This window comes from Pseudomonas sp. NPDC089395, from assembly GCF_044749525.1.
GTDB lineage: Bacteria > Pseudomonadota > Gammaproteobacteria > Pseudomonadales > Pseudomonadaceae > Aquipseudomonas.
The window spans coordinates 991,495-1,009,103 of record NZ_JBIVID010000001.1 but is presented as its reverse complement, the minus strand read 5'-3'; the positions used below and the strand labels follow the sequence as shown (position 1 = coordinate 1,009,103).

The 17,609-nt window shown below is 65.0% G+C and carries 14 protein-coding genes and 1 pseudogene; 7 read left to right on the top strand and 8 right to left on the bottom strand.

The features are described from left to right. Positions 1-63: 63 nt before the first annotated feature. Both ACIPZG_RS04515 and ACIPZG_RS04510 read right to left on the bottom strand, forming a co-directional pair. Positions 64-993, bottom strand: a complete 930-nt coding sequence (locus tag ACIPZG_RS04515) for an electron transfer flavoprotein subunit alpha/FixB family protein (protein WP_400642129.1) — start codon at positions 991-993, stop codon at positions 64-66. Then, positions 994-1,743 carry an electron transfer flavoprotein subunit beta/FixA family protein gene (locus tag ACIPZG_RS04510; RefSeq protein ID WP_400710643.1) on the bottom strand — a complete coding sequence of 250 codons (750 nt, stop codon included), beginning with the start codon at positions 1,741-1,743 and terminating at the stop codon, positions 994-996. A 534-nt stretch (positions 1,744-2,277) separates the two neighbouring features. On the opposite strand from ACIPZG_RS04510, the gene ACIPZG_RS04505 reads away from it, so the two are divergent. Then, positions 2,278-3,960, top strand: coding sequence for an electron transfer flavoprotein-ubiquinone oxidoreductase (locus tag ACIPZG_RS04505; RefSeq protein ID WP_400642128.1), 1,683 nt, complete (start codon positions 2,278-2,280; stop codon positions 3,958-3,960). 70 nt (positions 3,961-4,030) lie between these two features. Here ACIPZG_RS04505 and ACIPZG_RS04500 read toward each other — a convergent pair whose 3' ends face one another. From ACIPZG_RS04500 to ACIPZG_RS04480, 5 genes and pseudogenes are all read right to left on the bottom strand, one after another. After that, complete coding sequence (locus ACIPZG_RS04500; RefSeq protein ID WP_400710640.1) at positions 4,031-4,432, bottom strand: type II toxin-antitoxin system MqsA family antitoxin; 402 nt, start codon at positions 4,430-4,432, stop codon at positions 4,031-4,033. Between the two features lie 2 nt (positions 4,433-4,434). After that, positions 4,435-4,731: pseudogene (locus ACIPZG_RS04495) on the bottom strand (type II toxin-antitoxin system MqsR family toxin). A gap of 93 nt (positions 4,732-4,824) precedes the next feature. After that, positions 4,825-6,150, bottom strand: a complete 1,326-nt coding sequence (locus tag ACIPZG_RS04490) for an MFS transporter (protein ID WP_400710637.1) — start codon at positions 6,148-6,150, stop codon at positions 4,825-4,827. A gap of 68 nt (positions 6,151-6,218) precedes the next feature. After that, complete coding sequence (locus tag ACIPZG_RS04485) at positions 6,219-6,698, bottom strand: histidine kinase (RefSeq protein ID WP_400710635.1); 480 nt, start codon at positions 6,696-6,698, stop codon at positions 6,219-6,221. Between the two features lie 170 nt (positions 6,699-6,868). Continuing rightward, positions 6,869-7,345 carry a sigma-70 family RNA polymerase sigma factor gene (locus ACIPZG_RS04480; RefSeq protein ID WP_400710632.1) on the bottom strand — a complete coding sequence of 159 codons (477 nt, stop codon included), beginning with the start codon at positions 7,343-7,345 and terminating at the stop codon, positions 6,869-6,871. Between the two features lie 198 nt (positions 7,346-7,543). On the opposite strand from ACIPZG_RS04480, the gene ACIPZG_RS04475 reads away from it, so the two are divergent. The 3 genes from ACIPZG_RS04475 to ACIPZG_RS04465 are packed head-to-tail and all read left to right on the top strand — an operon-like array spanning position 7,544 to position 12,088. Continuing rightward, positions 7,544-8,716 (top strand): efflux RND transporter periplasmic adaptor subunit, encoded by a 1,173-nt coding sequence (locus tag ACIPZG_RS04475; RefSeq protein WP_400710629.1) that lies wholly within the window; start codon positions 7,544-7,546, stop codon positions 8,714-8,716. Then, positions 8,717-10,681, top strand: a complete 1,965-nt coding sequence (locus ACIPZG_RS04470) for a MacB family efflux pump subunit (RefSeq protein ID WP_400710626.1) — start codon at positions 8,717-8,719, stop codon at positions 10,679-10,681. A 3-nt stretch (positions 10,682-10,684) separates the two neighbouring features. Then, positions 10,685-12,088 (top strand): efflux transporter outer membrane subunit, encoded by a 1,404-nt coding sequence (locus ACIPZG_RS04465; RefSeq protein WP_400710623.1) that lies wholly within the window; start codon positions 10,685-10,687, stop codon positions 12,086-12,088. 132 nt (positions 12,089-12,220) lie between these two features. Here ACIPZG_RS04465 and ACIPZG_RS04460 read toward each other — a convergent pair whose 3' ends face one another. After that, the gene (locus tag ACIPZG_RS04460) at positions 12,221-13,855 is read right to left on the bottom strand and encodes a PvdJ/PvdD/PvdP-like protein (RefSeq protein ID WP_400710620.1); all 1,635 of its coding nucleotides are present in this window, start codon (positions 13,853-13,855) and stop codon (positions 12,221-12,223) included. A 211-nt stretch (positions 13,856-14,066) separates the two neighbouring features. Between ACIPZG_RS04460 and pvdM the strand changes: the two genes are divergently transcribed. Genes pvdM through ACIPZG_RS04445 form a run of 3 tightly spaced genes read left to right on the top strand, consistent with a single transcriptional unit; the run spans position 14,067 to position 17,597 of the window. Continuing rightward, positions 14,067-15,413: a pyoverdine-tailoring dipeptidase-like protein PvdM gene (pvdM, locus tag ACIPZG_RS04455; RefSeq protein WP_400710617.1), complete on the top strand. Its 1,347-nt coding sequence runs from the start codon at positions 14,067-14,069 to the stop codon at positions 15,411-15,413. A 17-nt stretch (positions 15,414-15,430) separates the two neighbouring features. Continuing rightward, complete coding sequence (locus ACIPZG_RS04450; protein ID WP_400710615.1) at positions 15,431-16,702, top strand: aminotransferase class V-fold PLP-dependent enzyme; 1,272 nt, start codon at positions 15,431-15,433, stop codon at positions 16,700-16,702. Positions 16,703-16,715: 13 nt separating this feature from the next. Next, a complete protein-coding gene (locus tag ACIPZG_RS04445) occupies positions 16,716-17,597 on the top strand; it encodes a formylglycine-generating enzyme family protein (protein WP_400710613.1) in 882 nt (293 codons plus the stop codon). Positions 17,598-17,609: the final 12 nt, after the last annotated feature.

Here is a 17,609-nt window from a genome sequence, read left to right as displayed (position 1 = left end):
CGGCAAAAAAAAGCCCGGCCCTCAGTGCGAGGGCCGGGCTTCTTTATAAGTGAAGCAGGCGGATCAGACCAGCTTTTCCAGCTCCGGAACCGCTTCGAACAGGTCAGCGACCAGGCCGTAGTCAGCCACCTGGAAGATCGGCGCTTCTTCGTCCTTGTTGATCGCAACGATCACCTTGGAGTCTTTCATACCCGCCAAATGCTGGATCGCGCCGGAGATACCGACGGCGATGTACAGCTGTGGCGCAACGATCTTGCCGGTCTGGCCGACCTGCATGTCGTTGGGCACGAAGCCTGCGTCGACCGCAGCGCGCGAGGCACCGACGGCAGCGCCGAGCTTGTCGGCCAGGCTGTACAGGTGCTTGAAGTTGTCACCGTTACCCATGCCACGGCCGCCGGAAACGACGATCTTGGCAGCAGTCAACTCTGGGCGGTCGGACTTGGCCAGCTCTTCGCCAACGAAGGCAGAGATACCGGCGTTGTGCGCGGCAGCAACCGCTTCAACGGCAGCGGAACCACCCTCGGCGGCAACGGCGTCGAAACCGGTGGTACGCACGGTGATGACCTTGACCGCAGCGCTCGATTGCACGGTGGCAATGGCGTTACCGGCATAGATCGGGCGCTTGAAGGTGTCAGCCGATTCTACCGAGATGATCTCGGAGAGCTGGTCGACGTCCAGCAGCGCAGCAACGCGCGGCAGGATGTTCTTGCCGTTGGTGGTGGCCGGGGCCAGCACGTGGCTGTAACCGCTAGCCAGCTCGACGATCAGCGGCGCGACGTTTTCCGGCAGGACGTGGGCGTAGGCGGCGTTATCGGCCACCAGCACCTTGGCCACACCCGCGATCTTGGCAGCGGATTCAGCGACGCCACCGACGTTCTGGCCTGCGACCAGCACGTGCACATCACCACCGATCTTGGCGGCTGCGGCGACAGTGTTCAGGGTAGCCGGGGCAACGGCACCGTTTTCGTATTCAGCGACAACCAGGATAGTCATTTAGATTACCTTCGCTTCGTTCTTCAGCTTCTCGACCAGTTCGGCCACCGACTTGACCTTGATGCCCGCGCTGCGAGCAGCCGGTGCTTCGACTTTCAGGGTCTTGTTGGTGGAGGCGAGCGATACGCCCAGCGCGTCTGGAGTAAAGGTCTCCAGCGGCTTCTTCTTGGCCTTCATGATGTTCGGCAGCGACGCGTAGCGCGGCTCGTTCAGGCGCAGGTCGGTGGTGACGATCGCCGGCAGGTTCAGCGAAACGGTCTGCAGGCCGCCATCGATTTCACGGGTGACGTTCAGCTTGTCGCCAGCAACGATGACCTTGGAGGCGAAGGTGCCTTGGGCGTAGCCGGTCAGCGCGGCCAGCATCTGGCCGGTCTGGTTGTTGTCACTGTCGATGGCCTGCTTGCCGAGGATGACCAGCTGCGGCTGCTCTTTATCGACAACGGCTTTCAGCGCCTTGGCCACGGCCAGGGAATTCAGCTCATCGGCGGCTTCGACCAGGATGGCGCGATCAGCACCCAGCGCCAGTGCGGTACGCAGCTGTTCCTGGGCAGTGGCCGGACCGACGGAGACGACCACGATCTCGCTCGCAACGCCCTTCTCTTTCAGGCGCACGGCTTCTTCCACGGCGATTTCGCAGAAGGGGTTCATGGACATCTTGACGTTTGCAAGGTCGACGCCGGAGTTGTCCGCCTTGACGCGAACCTTGACGTTGTAGTCGACCACTCGTTTGACAGCTACAAGAACCTTCATGGATTCCTCGTTACTCTCCGGTGAATAGATAGTCGCCTGGGCTAAGCCCTGCGATGCGCGTGGGTACAAGGGCACCTCTAAAAACGTACCGGGAAGCGCAATCTTCACAGTGACCAAGCAGTCCTGTTCAGAAGCTTTAACGGCAAAACCCGCGAGTCATTTTCTGTCGTGGCGTGTAGACTCCACTACAAAATCGGGTCTGGCCCGAAAACCCTGCGCTACGCCTGGTTTTTAGGGGTGCACCTGCGCCCGACGGTCAGGCTACGGCGAACGTAAAACCGCTCGTATCTTGACCGTAACACCCAATCCGGTCAATACGGCAAATCGGTCACCCTTCAGCCGCGTTCCTGTGAGTTTACTGGCCTGCGGCAAATTCAAACAAACGTTTGTATTGGACCCGCCGAGTGGTGTAGATATAATGCGCGGCCAAGACAAAACGGTGTAGTCCATCCTTTGCGTAGCTACAGGTTCGCTCCCGTGACGATCCGCTGCACGCAAGCACCCCAATAAGACCAAGCAACAGCACGAGCCTTGATGAGTAGGAGAGAACCAGTGGAACGCGAATACATGGAATTCGACGTGGTCATCGTCGGCGCCGGCCCGGCGGGCCTGTCCGCCGCCTGCCGCCTGAAGCAGAAGGCCGCCGAAGCCGGTAGCGAGATCAGCGTCTGCGTGGTCGAAAAAGGCTCTGAAGTCGGCGCCCACATCCTCTCCGGCGCCGTGTTCGAACCGCGCGCCCTGAACGAACTGTTCCCCGACTGGAAAGAACTCGGCGCGCCGCTCAACACCGAGGTCAAGCGCGACGATATCTACGTGCTCAAGGATGCTGGCAGCTCGACCAAGGTCCCCGACCTGTTCGTGCCCAAGACCATGCACAACCACGGCAACTACATCATCTCCCTGGGCAACCTGTGCCGCTGGCTGGCCCAGCAGGCGGAAAACCTCGGCGTTGAAATCTACCCAGGCTTTGCCGCGCAAGAAGCGCTGTTCGACGAAAACGGTGTGGTGCGCGGCATCATCACCGGCGACCTGGGTGTCGACCGGGAAGGCAACCCGAAGGACGGCCTGTACACCCCGGGCATGGAACTGCGCGCCAAATACACCCTGTTCGCCGAAGGCTGCCGTGGCCACATCGGCAAGCAGCTGATCAAGCGCTTCAACCTCGACAGCGAGTCCGACGTCCAGCACTACGGCATCGGCCTCAAGGAAATCTGGGAAATCGACCCGTCCAAGCACGAGCAAGGCCTGGTGGTGCACACCGCCGGTTGGCCGCTGGACGTGATGAGCCCCGACAACACCGGCGGCTCGTTCCTCTACCACCTGGAAAACAACCAGGTAGTGGTTGGCCTGATCGTCGACCTGTCCTACGCCAACCCGTACCTGTCGCCGTTCGACGAGTTCCAGCGCCTCAAGCACCACCCGGTGATGAAGCAGTACCTCGAAGGCGGCAAGCGCATCAGCTACGGTGCCCGCGCCATCTGTAAGGGTGGACTGAACTCGCTGCCGAAGATGGTCTTCAACGGCGGCGCGCTGATCGGTTGCGACCTGGGCACCCTGAACTTCTCCAAGATCAAGGGCAGCCACACGGCAATGAAGTCCGGCATGCTCGCAGCCGACGCCGTGGCCGACGCACTGATCGCCGGTAGCGAGGGCGGCGATGCCCTGAACACCTACGTCGAAGCCTTCAAGGCCAGCTGGCTGCATGAAGAGCTGTTCGCCAGCCGCAACTTCGGCCCGGCCCTGCACAAGTTCGGCCCGCTGATCGGTGGTGCGTTCAACTACATCGACCAGAACTGGTTCGGCGGCAAGCTGCCGTTCACCCTGCACGACACCAAGCCGGACTACGCCTGCCTGAAGCTTGCCGCCGACTCGAAGAAGATCGACTACCCGAAACCGGACGGCAAGCTCAGCTTCGACAAGCTCAGCTCGGTATTCCTCTCCAGCACCAACCATGAAGAGGAACAACCCTGCCACCTGAAGCTGACCGACCCGAACGTGCCGATCGCCAGCAACCTGCCGCTGTACGACGAGCCGGCTCAGCGTTACTGCCCGGCAGGCGTTTATGAAGTGGTCACTCAGGAAGACGGCAACAAGCGCTTCCAGATCAACGCGCAGAACTGCGTGCACTGCAAGACCTGCGACATCAAGGATCCGGCCCAGAACATCACTTGGGTCACCCCTGAAGGCGCGGGCGGGCCGAACTACCCGAACATGTAAGCCCCTGCCCTTGCGGTAAAGAAAAGCCCCCTGGCCTCACGGCCCGGGGGCTTTTTCGTATGCTGGGATATCAGGCAGTCCTGACTTCCTCGAACAGTTCCGGATGTCGATCCAGCAGCTTGAACAGCTTGACCAGCGCCACGGGCGGCCGAGTTTTACCATTCTCGTAGCGGGAGAAGGCATTGACGCCGCCACCGAAGATTTCGCCGGCCTCACGCTGGTCGAGGTCGAACTTCTTGCGCACCGAGGTGATGAAGCCGGGATCGACTACCGCCGCGTTGACCTGTCGATTGAAGACCGACATCAGCTCGCTGATGCGTATGGCTTCATCATGGCTCAATACAGACTCACCACACACCGAGCAATAATCGCCTTTGACATCAGCAATTACAGTCGACTCACCTTTGTAGGTATACGGCATATCCTGCATGTCTGGCGCTAGCTCAGCTCCACCGCAAATTGGGCATCTCATGGTCACAACTCCTTGAACGACACGATGAGCATGTCATCTACAACGGACAGCTTCAGGTAAACGTAACCCACTGCCGTGATTGGGCGATATACATCCTGCCAGATGCGGTGATCGACGTGACTGGTCATGCTTTTGTAGAAATCACTGCGCTACAAACTCATGATGACTTCGAGCATGCCGAAGTAATCCATCCCAAGCGCTTGAGCGCCCCGTAAAGCGATACCTGTGGGGCTTACACGCCCCGCCGCAATCAATGCCCTTACCCGCTCCAGCGGACAATGCGGCGTTCTCTTTTCCATGAGAAATTAACCTTCTAGGTTAAATTTGGCTAATAGGTTATTCCAATAGCCTCCAACCTGAAGTCTGCCTCACCGCCCTCAGCCACTATCGGCTCATTTGTCACCACACATGATCGGCATCGGCTCCGCCGCGAACGCCAGCGGCTCGCGGCGCCCGTAGTAAAGTGCCGTCAGCAGCCCGACCGTGCCCATGATCAGACAGAACCCGACACACACCCACGGGCTCCAGGGCATCAGCGCGATCAACGCCAGCGGTGTGGTACTGGCCCACAGGGCATAAGCGATGTTGTAGGTGAAGGAAATCCCCGACACGCGGATCTCGGCCGGGAACAACCCGACCATCACCGACGGCACCACACCCACCACGCCGCAGCTCAACCCCGCCAGCGCATAAGCCAGCCACGTCATGCCCCACTCCCCGACCAGGCTCGCATACAGCGCACCGATGCCCAGCGGCAGCAGCAGGCTGTAGATCATCAAGGTGCGCCAGGCGCCCAGACGATCGACCAGCAGCCCCGCCAGCACACAGCCGATATTGAGGAAGACGATGCCCACACTGCTCAGGGCGAAGGTGTGCCCGGCACTCATGCCGAAGCGTTGCTGCATCACCGTCGGAGTGATGACGACCAGCACCACCACCGCCGAGGTCAGCACGCAGGTCAGCAGCGCCGCCGGGATCAACGCCGAACGATGCTCGCCCAGCACCCGCCGCAGTGGGTACTTCACCGGCTGTTCCTGACGCTCGCGCAAGGCCAGGAAAACCGGGGTTTCACTGAGCCAGCGGCGCAGCCATACACCGATCACGCCGAACACCCCACCGAGCAGGAACGGATAACGCCAGGCGTAGTCGAGAATCTCCTGCGCCGTGAACACTTGCGCCAGCACCGTCGCGGTCAGCGCACCGAGCAGGTAACCGAAGGTCAACCCCGCCTGCAGGAAACCCAGTGCATAGCCGCGCCGTCCAGGTGGCGCGTGCTCGGCGACGAAGGTCCAGGCGCTCGGCACCTCGCCGCCCACTGCGGCCCCCTGCAGGATGCGCAGCGCCAGCAGGATCAACGGCGCGGCATAGCCGATGTCGGCATAGGTCGGCATCACCCCGATCAGCAGGCACGGCAGGGCCATCATCAGGATACTCAGGCTGAACACCCGCTTGCGCCCCAGGTGGTCGGCGAAGTGGGCCATCAGGATGCCGCCCAGCGGCCGCGCCAGATAGCCGGTGACGAAGATGCCGAAACTCTGCAGCAGGCGCAGCCACTCAGGCATTTCTGGCGGGAAGAACAACTGGCTGAGGGTCAGGGCAAAGAACACGAAGATGATGAAATCGTAGATTTCCAACGCGCCGCCCAGTGCCGCCAGGCCCAGGGTCCGATGGTCGCCGCGGCTGAACCGGGGCGGGCGAGCGGTATCGATGGCAGTCATGGCAGGAGTCCGCAGATCGGCAAAGGGCAAGAGGATAGCAAATCCCCGCCCGGCCCTGCCCTCCCCGGTTAGCGGTTGAACACCGTGTGCGCGAAGTTCCTGCGTGGCGGGGCCTGCTTGCCACCCGCGCGCATCCCTGGCGGCAGCTCCAGTTTGCCGATGACCACCGGTGCATCGATGATCGCCATGAATGAGAGCAGCGCGTCGTTATCCGGCACCTGAGGCAAGCTGACGTTCACCGCCTGCCGCTCGGCCTGGGGCACCGCAGGCACTTTCAGATGTTGGGAGTGGTACAGCAGAGCATGCTGAATTTGCGCGCTGACCCGACAGAAGCGCGCCAGGTCGACGCCGGCGTGGCTGCCCAGTTCGTAGTTGCCAAGCAGCAGATTGAACGGCTCCAGTGCGCAATGCACCAGGCGCTGCAATTCGTCGAAGCTTTCCACCGGGGCGATCCGGTAATAGCCCAGGCCATTGAGCAATTTCTCCAGCTGCAGGCGCTGGCACGGATGCTCGTCGGCAATCAGGATGCGCAGGGTCTTGTTGGTCATTATCGGACCTGGGCAGTCGGGTGAATTGGGACACGCTCCCTGACCAAACTACGCCAGTGACAGGCGACCGCCAGGAAATTCCTGGAGGGGTCAATTTAGATAGTTGTCGGGAAACAGTGAGAAATCAAGTTGCCAGCACATAGAATTTTCACCGGCTTACGACGACTTTTTCAGGATTCCCATTGGCGCATGCGCACCCGGCAGTGCTTCATGGCATTGACGATGTGCTTTTCCACCAGGCTGCGGGAGATGCCCAGGCGCTCGGCGATCTGCTGATGCGACAGGCCCTCCAGCTTGCGCAACAGGAAGCTGTCGCGGCAGGGCTTGCTCAATTCGTCCAGGGCTTTGCGCATCAGCGCCAGGCGTTGGTCGAGCTGCAGGTTCAGGGTAGGCGCCGCCGTGTGCCAGCGCTCGTCCTCGTCCAGCACCTCCAGCGGCTCGGACTGGCGCAGCAGGTGGCGCCGATGACGGTCGATCACCAGATTCAGCGCGGTGCGGTAAAGGAAAGCGCGGGGGTGCTCGATCGGCTGCGTGTCGGTACGTTCCAGCACCCGCAGGTAGGCATCGTGTGCAATGTCCTCGGCCGCCTGGCGATTGCCCAGGCGGGCAGAAAGGAAGCTCACCAATTCACGATAGTAGTGTTCCACGACGGCACCTGGGGTCGTCCTGACAGGCCGGGACAGGGTCTGAGTGATATCAGCGTGGGATATTACAAATTATAATTATTCTCAGCAACACTCCGCTGGGCCCCGATCTAAATCCGCCGCGCCTGCCTTCGTCTTACTGGCACCTCCCTGCGCGCCCCGCTCTGGCCGCGTGTGGCCCACCCTTGGCTGGAAGTCCGCATGAGACGCTTACCCAACACCCGCCGCCGCATGATCCTAGGCAGCCTTGGCCTGTTCGCCCTGGGCAGCCTGCTGGCCTGGAAAGCGCTGCCCTTCGGCGCCCTGCCGGTCAGCACCGTTGCCGTCGCCCGTGGCGACATCGAAAGCAGTGTCACCGCCCTCGGCACCCTGCAGCCGCGCCGCTATGTCGATGTGGGTGCCCAGGCCTCCGGGCAGATCCGCACCTTGCACGTGGAAGCCGGCGATGAAGTTCGCAAAGGGCAGCTGCTGGTGGAGATCGACCCGTCGACCCAGCAGGCCAGGCTCGACGCCGGGCGTTTCTCGATCGACAACCTCAAGGCCCAGCTGGCCGAGCAACAGGCCCAGTACCTGCTGGCCCAGCAACAGAACCGACGCCAGCGCGAACTCGCCGCCGCGGGCGCCACGCGCGCAGAAGACCTGCAGGCCGCCGACGCCCAGCTCAAGGTGACCCAGGCCCGCATCGACATGTACCAGGCGCAGATCCGCCAGGCCCAGGCCAACCTGCGCAGCGACGAAGCCGAGCTTGGCTATACCCGCATCTACGCGCCCATGGACGGCACCGTGGTGGCCGTGGATGCCCGCGAAGGCCAGACCCTCAACGCCCAGCAGCAGACGCCACTGATCCTGCGCATCGCCAGACTGTCGCCCATGACCGTCTGGGCCCAGGTCTCCGAAGCCGACATCGGCAAGGTCAAGCCGGGCATGACCGCCTATTTCACCACCCTGTCCGGCGGCAAGCGCCGCTGGCACAGCACGGTGCGCCAGATTCTGCCGATCCCGCCCAAACCCCTGGCACACGCAAGCCAGGGCGGCGGCAGCCCGATCAGCGCCGGTTCCGGCGTCAGCCAGGTGGTGCAGTACACCGTGCTGCTGGACGTCGACAACCCCGATGGGGCGCTGATGGCCGACATGACCACCCAGGTGTTTTTCGTCGCAGGCCACGCCAGCCAGGTGCTGACCGCACCGCTGGCCGCCCTGGACGAGGGGGCCGGCGAAGGCCTGCGCCTGGCTCAAGTACTGGGCAAGGATGGCAAGGTCGAACAGCGCCAGGTGCGCATCGGCCTCAGCGACCGCCTGCGCGTACAGGTCCTCGACGGCCTCGACGAAGGCGAGCGCCTGGTCATCGGCGCGCCAGCTGCCAGCGGAGGTTGAATGTCCATTCCCCTGATCGAGCTGCGGGACATCCGCAAATCCTATGGCGGCCACGACACACCCAAGGTCGAGGTGCTGCGCGGCATCAGCCTGAGCATCCAGCCGGGCGAGTTCATCGCCATCGTCGGCGCCTCGGGTTCGGGCAAGTCGACCCTGATGAACATCCTCGGCTGCCTCGACCGCCCCACCTCCGGCAGCTACCTGTTCGCCGGCAAGGACGTTGCCCAGCTCGACGGTGACCAACTGGCCTGGCTGCGCCGCGAGGCCTTCGGCTTCGTGTTCCAGGGCTATCACTTGATCCCCTCCGGCTCCGCCCAGGAAAACGTCGAGATGCCCGCGATCTATGCCGGCACCCCGGCCGCCGAACGCCATGCCCGCGCCGCCGCCCTGCTCACGCGCCTGGGCCTGGCCAGCCGCCTGGGCAACCGCCCGCATCAGTTGTCCGGCGGCCAGCAGCAGCGCGTGTCGATTGCCCGGGCCTTGATGAACGGCGGCCACATCATTCTCGCCGACGAGCCGACCGGCGCCCTCGACAGCCACAGCGGCCGTGAAGTCATGGCCCTGCTCGACGAGCTGGCCAGCCAGGGCCATGTGATCATCCTGATTACCCATGACCGTGCAGTAGCGGCACGCGCCCGGCGGGTGGTGGAAATCCGCGACGGCCTGATGATCAGCGACTCCGCCGCCGACCAGGCGCCCGAGGCCCAGAATCAGAGCCTGCAGGCCGACGAGCTGCGCCAGCGCCTGGACCGTGGCGCCACCCAGCACGGTGCCTGGCAAGGCGAACTGCTCGAAGCCCTGCAGGCCGCCTGGCGGGTGATGTGGATCAACCGCTTCCGCACTGCGCTGACCCTGCTCGGGATCGTCATCGGCGTGGCCTCGGTGGTGGTCATGCTGGCCGTGGGCGAAGGCAGCAAACGCCAGGTGATGGCACAGATGGCCGCGTTCGGCTCCAACATCCTCTACCTCAACGGCCGCGAGCCGACCCTGCGCGATCCGGGCGGGATCGTCACCCTCGATGACGTTGCGGCCATCGCCGAGCTGCCCCAGGTGCAACGCGTGATGCCGGTGATCGGCAGCGACATGATGGTGCGCCACGGCAACAACAACCAGAAGTTCTATGTCGGCGGCAACAACGTCGAGTTCCCGCACATCCTCAACTGGCCCGTGGTCGAAGGCAGCTTCTTCAGCGAGGCCGACGCGCTCAGTGGCGCCGCCGTGGCGGTCATCGGCCAGAAGGTCAGCGACAAGCTGCTCGGCCCCGGCAGCAACGCGCTGGGCGAGTTCCTGCTGATCGGCAACGTGCCGTTCCAGGTGGTCGGCGTGCTCGCCGGCAAGGGCGCCAGCTCCGGCGACCAGAAGAGCGACGAGCGCATCGTCGTGCCCTACTCCGCCGCCGCCACGCGCTTGTTCGGCAGCCATGACCCGGAATACGTGATCATCGCCGCCGCCGACTCGACCCGCGTCGCCGACAGCGAAGCGGCGATCGAACGGCTGATGCGCAAGCGCCACCAGGGCAAGGCCGACTTCGAGCTGACCAACGACGCAGCGCTGATCCAGGCCGAGGCGCGCACCCAGAACAGCCTGTCGCTGATGCTCGGGGCGATTGCCGCCATCTCGCTGCTGGTCGGCGGTATCGGGGTGATGAACATCATGCTCATGACCGTGCGCGAACGTACCCGCGAAATCGGCATTCGCATGGCCACCGGCGCGCGCCAGCGCGACATCCAGCGCCAGTTCATCAGCGAAGCGGTGATGCTGTCGATGGTCGGTGGGGTCACCGGCATCGTCCTGGCCCTGGCGATCGGCGCTGCGCTGGCCCTGGCGCAGGTGGCCGTGGCCTTCGCCCTGCCCGCCATCCTCGGCGCGTTCACCTGCGCCGTCGTCACCGGCATCGTGTTCGGCTTCATGCCGGCCCGCAAAGCCTCCCGACTCGACCCGGTCAAGGCCCTTACCAGCGAATAACCCATGACATTGCCAAGCCGCATCAGCCTGTTGACCCTGTGCCTGGGCCTTGCCGCCTGCAGCACGCCGCCCCCGCCCGCCAGTGGCATCGCGCCGCCGCCACGCTGGCAGGGTGATACCGCCTCCTCCACGCTCGACCTGCCGTCGGCTGGGTGGTGGCAGGCCTTCGCCAGCCCCGAGCTGGACCAGTTGATCGAACGTGCCCTGCGCAATGCCCACGACCTGGCCGCGGCCACGGCGCGGGTTCGCCAGGCCCAGGCCCGCGCCGTGATCGCCGGCGCCCCGCTGCTGCCCGAAGTGCAGGTGGGCGGTGACGGCAGCCGCCAGCGCCTGCTGCACGGCGAAGGCTCCGACCAGCTGGACGTCAGCCGCAGCGAGCCGACCTATACCGCGTTCGGCACCCAGCTCAGTGCCCGCTACGAGCTGGACTTCTGGGGTGGCCTGCGCGCAGCCCGGGCCAGCGCCCTGCACGGCCTCGATGCCAGCCGCTTCGACCGCCAGACGGTGGAACTGACCCTGGTCGCCGCCGTGGCCGACAGCTACTTGCAAGGCCTGGCCCTGGCGGAACAACGGCGTATCGCCCAGCTCAACCTGAGCAATGCCCAAGGCGTGTTGCACCTGGTCGAAACCCGTGAGCGCGCAGGCTCCGCCACGCGCCTGGAGCTTGCCCAGCAACGCAGCCTGGTGGCCGCCCAGCAGCGCCAGCTGCCGCTGCTCGAACAACAGCTGCAAGACAGCCGCGTAACCCTGGCCACCTTGCTCGGCGACCCGGTCCAGACGCTGCCCGCCAGCCGCCAATCGATCACCCGCGTGCTGTGGCCTGCCATTGGCAGCGGCGTGCCCAGCGAACTGCTGACCCGGCGCCCGGACATTGCCGCCGCCGAAGCCCGCCTGGCCGCCGCCAGCGCCAACGTGCAAGTGGCCAGGGCGGCGATGCTGCCGAAACTGACCCTCGGCGCCAACCTGGGCACCGGCGCGAATACCTTCGCCGAGGTTTTCGACAGTTCCTACTACACGCTGACCGCAGGCCTGGTCGCGCCGGTGTTCAACAACGGACGGCTGCGCGCTTCGAAGCAACTGGCCGAAGCCGAGCAGGACGAGTTGCTGGAGAGCTACCGCAGCAGCATCCTGGCGGGCTTCGCCGATGTCGAAAAGGCCCTCAACGCCATCCACGGCGTGGACCGCCAACGGCAATGGCAGGATGAGGAGGTGTTGCAGGCGCGTCAGGCGTTCGATCTGGCGCAGCAGCGCTATGGCGCTGGCGCCGAGACCCTGTTGAGCGTGCTCGAAACCCAGCGCACCCTGTACCTGGCCCAGGACCAGCAGGCGCAGCTGCGCCTGGCCCGGTTGCAAGGCAGCGTGGCGTTATACAAGGCGCTGGGAGGTGGTTGGCGGGTCGGGCAGTGAAGGGGGTTGTCACAACATCTTTAGTGTTGATGAGATCGAGCGCCGCCCGCGCGGCGCATCGCGGATAAATCCGCGATGCGCCGCGCGGGCGGCGCTCGATCTACCAGGCGCCACATTCGTCCCGCCAAACACTCAAATCCCCCGCTGCACCACCTTCAGATTGCGTGCATACCACGGCCGCTGGGGCACTTTCGGCTTCAACTTTGCAAACAAATCGTCATCACCAAAAACAATACGCAACGCCAACTTCATCGTTTCCGGATCCATCTCCACACTGCGCCCCGGCCGCAGCCCTGGCACCGTCGAGCAGCCATGGGTATCCGGCCCCAGCCACGGGTCGGCCACCTCGACCCAGGGCCCCTGCGCGAACCACGGCACGCCGTTGACTTCGGTGCGCTGCACCTGGCCTGGGTGCATGCGCTCGTGGGCCCGAAACCAGTCCTCGATTCGGTCATCGATCCACCCGTGAAAATGCCAGAACACCGGGTTCACATGGGACGAGAACGGGTCGCCGAGAAAATCGTTCTGCGCCTCGAACCAGCGCGCGGCAAAGTCTTCCGGTGCACGTGCGAACGGCACCGGCATGCCATTGGACGGGTCACGCGGCACCGAGGCCCAGCGCATGTGCAGCCAGTCGTGCAGGCCCAGTTCCATTTCCGAGCCGAACTGCCCAAGCGTGAGCGTGCTCAGGTAGTGCGGGTCGCTGTAGCGCGACTCCCAGACCTGGAAGTTGCCGTGGTAGGTGTCAGGCGTCTTGATGTCGCGCACCCACTGGGTGTACTGCGCATCGCTCGGCGCCAGCCAGGTGGGCGGCAAGGCATTGCCATCCTGGTTGTCGAAATAGCGCACGAAACCGGCCCGGTCGCGTTCCAGCTCCGGCTGCGGCAGCGGAAAGCGCGGCCACGCCGGCAGGTCCTGCACGGCACGGGCGGCGCGCAGCATGTGCCGGTGCATGAAGAAGAAGTCGATACCCGAACCGTTGCGATCCTTGTGCCGGCCGCGTGCATCACGCTCCAGGTCACGCGGTCCTGGCTGCCAGCCCAGGCCCCGCAGTGCCGCCTGCTTGTCCTTGTCCAGCTTGTGCCACTTGTCGCGCGAGGCATGCCACAGCTGGTGGAACAAGCGGTGCTCCGGCGCGACCAACATGGCCAGCAAGGCCGGTGACAACGGAGTGCGCTCGCGGGGCTCGGGGAAGGTGCGCTTGACCGCCAGAAACTGGTTGTCCTGCACGGGCAGGGTCAGGGCCCGATCGAGCCGGGCGATGCGCCCACTGAGGCTGGCCGGCCCGGCATTGCCGAGCCCGCCCCAGACTTCGTCGAGCACCACCAGGCATTCGTAGTGCGCCTGCGAGTCGCCTGACTGGGTGGAAAACAGCCGCCAGCGCAACGTCCCCGGTTTTTCCGCCAACAGGTCGCCCAGCACCCGATAGCGCGGCTCTCGCTCACCACGCAGGCGCTCGGGCGTGTCCAGGAAGCCGCGCAAGCCACGGCCACTCGGGGCGACGTCGAGCAACAGCTCCAGTTCGCCCTTGGGCAATCCGTGCACGCCGGCATCCTCGCCATGCGAGGTCCAGCGCCAGATGCCACGCAGGGTATCGCCCAACTGCTGCAGCGTTGCATCGGCCAGTTCGACCACCGCCTCGCCCGGGGTTTCCGGGAACTGCTCGTCGAACTGCTGGCGCTGCACATGCCGCGCATACAGCGCACCGGGTACTACCACCCCCGTCAATGCCACACCGGCGATGAACCCGCGTCGTGAAATCGTCATTGCCACTACCTGAGCATTCGTTGCGGCCATGGAGCACGGCCTGTCCAAGGCTAGAACGTTGCTCACGGGTTGAAATTTAGCGCCCCGGCCCGCTGCAGCGGCGGCGATAAATTTGCCCCGCCGTCGTTCGTCCAACCTGATACCCAAGCCCTGGCCGCGCCACAGCCGCTGCAGCGCAAGGCCCACCCGATCAACGCGCAACGAGATGGCAATGACCAAGACCCGCTCCCGCAAAGCCCTGTACATCGGCCTACCCCTGGCCCTGACGGTCGCCCTGGGGAGTGCCGCCGGCTACTTCTACTGGCGGCACCTGCACGCAGGCTACCCGCTGAAGATCGTCCAGCAGGCCGACGCGCTGCACGATCACATGCTCTCGTTCGACAGCCACCTCACCGTGCCGCTGGCGCTGGGCAGCGCCGGCCATGAAGCGGACAAGGACGGCCCCGGCCAGTTCGACCTGGTCAAGGCCAACCGCGGTCGCCTCTCGGGCGCGGCGCTGACGGTGTTCGGCTGGCCGGAAATCTGGAACGGCCCGAACGCCCCACACCGCCCAACGCCGGGCTTCGTGGACGCCGCCCGACAAGAGCAGGAGGCGCGTTACAAGATCATCACCGGCATGGTCCGCGACTTCCCCAACCAGGTCGGCATCGCCTACACACCCGACGACTTCCGGCGCCTCAACGGCGAAGGCAAGTTCGCCATCTTCATCAGCATGCTCAACGCCTACCCGCTGGGCCACGACCTGTCGCAGCTCGACCTGTGGGCCGCGCGCGGCATGCGCATGTTCGGCTTCAGCTATGTGGGTAACAACGACTGGGCCGATTCCTCGCGGCCGCTGCCGTTCTTCAACGACAGCGCCGATGCCCTCGGCGGCCTGTCACCGATAGGCGAACAGGCCGTGAAGCGTTTGAACGACCTGGGCGTGATCATCGACGTCTCGCAGATGTCCACCCTGGCGCTGGAAGACGTCGCCCGCCTGTCGCGCGCGCCGCTGGTCGCCTCGCACTCGGCGCCACGGGCATTGGTGGACATCCCGCGCAACCTCTCGGACAAGGAAATGCAGCTGATCAAGGACAGCGGCGGGGTGATCCAGGTGGTCGGCTTCGGCCAGTACCTCAAGCCCCTGACCCAGCCCGTGGTGAACAAGCTCGACGCCCTGCGCGCGCGCTTCGACCTGCAGCCCCTGCAGGGTCTGGCCAATGCCCTGATGCCGGGCGATGCGGTGATTGCCATCTGGCCGGAAGCGCGCTTCGGCGAGTACGCCAGCGCCCTCTACAGCATCCTCGACGAAGAGCCCAAGGCCACCCTCAAGCAGTATGTCGACGCCATCGACTACACGGTCAAGAAGGTCGGCATCGACCACGTCGGCATCGCCTCGGACTTCAACGACGGCGGCGGCCTGGACGGCTGGAAGGACGTCAGCGAAATCCGCAACGTCACCGCCGAGCTGCTCACCCGTGGCTACAGCGAAGCCGACATCGCCAAGCTCTGGGCCGGCAACTTCCTGCGCGCCTGGGCCCAGGTGCAAAAAGCCGCCCTCCCCGTCGCCACCCGTTGAAGCGAGCCCGTCCCACCATGAGCAACCGCCGCACCTTTCTCAAGCAGGCCGGCCTGCTGGCCGCCAGCCTGCCCCTGCTGCCCGAGGCCCTGGCCAGCACCGACACGCCGCTCACGGGCGCGGACAAATGGCGCAACCTGCGCACGCTGTTCCCGCTCGACCCGCAGATCGCGCATTTCGCCAACTTCCTGGTCACCGCCCACCCGCGCCCGGTGCAGGCGGCCATCGACCGCCACCGCGCCGACCTCGACCGCAACCCCGCCGCCCTGATGGACTGGGAAAGTCAGTACGAATGGAAACGCGAAGACGAAGTGCGCGAATGGGCCGGCCGCTACCTGCAAGTGCAGCCACGCCAGATCGCCCTGACCGGCAGCACCACCGAAGGCCTGGCGATGATCTATGGCGGCCTCAAGGTAGGCGCCGACCAGGAGATCCTGGTCACCGAGCATGAGCACTACTCCGCCCACAAGGCACTGGCCTTCCGCACCCAGCGCCAAGGCACCAAGGTGCGCAAGATCCGCCTGTTCGACGACCCGTGGACGGTTTCCACCGACCAGGTGCTGAGCACCCTGGACAAGGCCATCGGCCCGCAGACCCGCGTACTGGGCATGACCTGGGTGCACTCGGGCAGTGGCGTCAAGCTGCCGGTGGGCGAGATCGGCGCGCTGGTGCGCCAGCACAACCGCAACCGCAGCGAAGCCGAGCGCCTCCTCTACGTGGTCGATGGCGTGCACGGTTTCGGCGTGGAGAACGCGCGCTTCGCCGACTTCAACTGCGACTACTTCATCGCCGGCACCCACAAGTGGATGTTCGGCCCGCGCGGCACCGGCATCATCTGCGCCGCCTCCACCGGCATGGAGCACCTCACGCCGACCTTCGCCACCTTCTCCCGCGACGAAGACTTCGCCACCATCATGACCCCTGGCGGCTACCACGCCTTCGAGCACCGCTGGGCAGCCGGCGAAGCCTTCAAGCTGCACCTGGCGCTGGGCAAGGCCGAGGTGCAGCAACGCATCCACCAGCTCAACAGCCTGCTCAAGGAGCGGCTCGCCGAGCACCGCCAGATCCAGCTGGTGACCCCGCGCAGCGAGCGCTACTCGGCGGGCTTCACCTTCTTCCGTATCAAGGACCGCGACGCCGACGCCATCGCCGCCCACCTCACCGCCAACAAGGTGATGTGCGACGCCGTGTACCGCGACGTCGGCCCGGTGATCCGCCTGGCCCCCAGCCTGCTCAACGACGAGCAGCAGATCGATCGGGCCATGGCCCTGATCACTCGAAACCTGTGAACAAGGCATGCCCATGACCGCTTCCCTGTACCGCCTGACCCTGGCCGCCCTGCTGGCCACCTGCAGCCTGCCGGCCCTGGCCGCGCCCGGCGCCGACACTCCCGGCACGGTGTTCCGTGACTGCGACACGCTCTGCCCGGAAATGGTGGTGCTGCCCGCCGGCACCTACACCATGGGCACCCCGGCCGACGAAACGGGCCGCCAGGACGACGAAGGCCCGCAGCACCCGGTCACCTTCTCCAAGCCCTTCGCCATCAGCCGCTTCCAGGTCACCGCCGGCGAATGGGATGCCTACCTCAAGGCCACCGGCACGCGCATCGAAGATGGCGACGACCGCCCCGGCCGCCGCTGCACCGCCAGCAAGCCCAGCTACAAGCAAGGCCCTCGGCAACCGGCGGTGTGCATGAGCTACCACGATGTCCAGGACTACGTGGCCTGGCTGTCGAAGAAGACCGGCAAGCACTACCGCATGGTCAGCGAAGCCGAGCGCGAGTACGCCGCCCGTGGCGGCAGCACGGGCATGTTCCCCTTCCCCGTCGATCCGGACACCACCCTGGAAATCAGCCGGCACGCCAACGTCTACGGCCCCAAGGACGGCTTCAGCTTCAGCTCGCCGGTGGGCAGCTACACGGCCAATGCCTTCGGCGTGTACGACATGCACGGCAACGTCTACGAATGGGTCGCCGACTGCTACCACGACAGCTACCAGGGCGCGCCTGCCGACGGCAGCGCCTGGGGCCAGGCCAGTCGTGCCGGCGACAGCTGCAAGGTGGTGAGCATCCGCGGCAACGACTGGGGCGAGGCGCCGGTGTTCTCCCGCTCGGGCAACCGCAACACCAACACCCCGGGCCGCCTGGGCGACTGGCTGGGCTTCCGGGTGGTCCGCGAGCTGTAGGGCTAGCCCTTA

Excerpts from the sequence above, each read along its gene's own strand:
- ACIPZG_RS04515 (WP_400642129.1), bottom strand. The coding sequence starts at position 993 with ATGACTATCCTGGTTGTCGCTGAATACGAAAACGGTGCCGTTGCCCCG.
- ACIPZG_RS04510 (WP_400710643.1), bottom strand. The coding sequence starts at position 1,743 with ATGAAGGTTCTTGTAGCTGTCAAACGAGTGGTCGACTACAACGTCAAG.
- ACIPZG_RS04505 (WP_400642128.1), top strand. The coding sequence starts at position 2,278 with ATGAGTAGGAGAGAACCAGTGGAACGCGAATACATGGAATTCGACGTG.
- ACIPZG_RS04500 (WP_400710640.1), bottom strand. The coding sequence starts at position 4,432 with ATGAGATGCCCAATTTGCGGTGGAGCTGAGCTAGCGCCAGACATGCAG.
- ACIPZG_RS04490 (WP_400710637.1), bottom strand. The coding sequence starts at position 6,150 with ATGACTGCCATCGATACCGCTCGCCCGCCCCGGTTCAGCCGCGGCGAC.
- ACIPZG_RS04485 (WP_400710635.1), bottom strand. The coding sequence starts at position 6,698 with ATGACCAACAAGACCCTGCGCATCCTGATTGCCGACGAGCATCCGTGC.
- ACIPZG_RS04475 (WP_400710629.1), top strand. The coding sequence starts at position 7,544 with ATGAGACGCTTACCCAACACCCGCCGCCGCATGATCCTAGGCAGCCTT.
- ACIPZG_RS04470 (WP_400710626.1), top strand. The coding sequence starts at position 8,717 with ATGTCCATTCCCCTGATCGAGCTGCGGGACATCCGCAAATCCTATGGC.
- ACIPZG_RS04465 (WP_400710623.1), top strand. The coding sequence starts at position 10,685 with ATGACATTGCCAAGCCGCATCAGCCTGTTGACCCTGTGCCTGGGCCTT.
- ACIPZG_RS04460 (WP_400710620.1), bottom strand. The coding sequence starts at position 13,855 with ATGACGATTTCACGACGCGGGTTCATCGCCGGTGTGGCATTGACGGGG.
- pvdM (WP_400710617.1), top strand. The coding sequence starts at position 14,067 with ATGACCAAGACCCGCTCCCGCAAAGCCCTGTACATCGGCCTACCCCTG.
- ACIPZG_RS04450 (WP_400710615.1), top strand. The coding sequence starts at position 15,431 with ATGAGCAACCGCCGCACCTTTCTCAAGCAGGCCGGCCTGCTGGCCGCC.
- ACIPZG_RS04445 (WP_400710613.1), top strand. The coding sequence starts at position 16,716 with ATGACCGCTTCCCTGTACCGCCTGACCCTGGCCGCCCTGCTGGCCACC.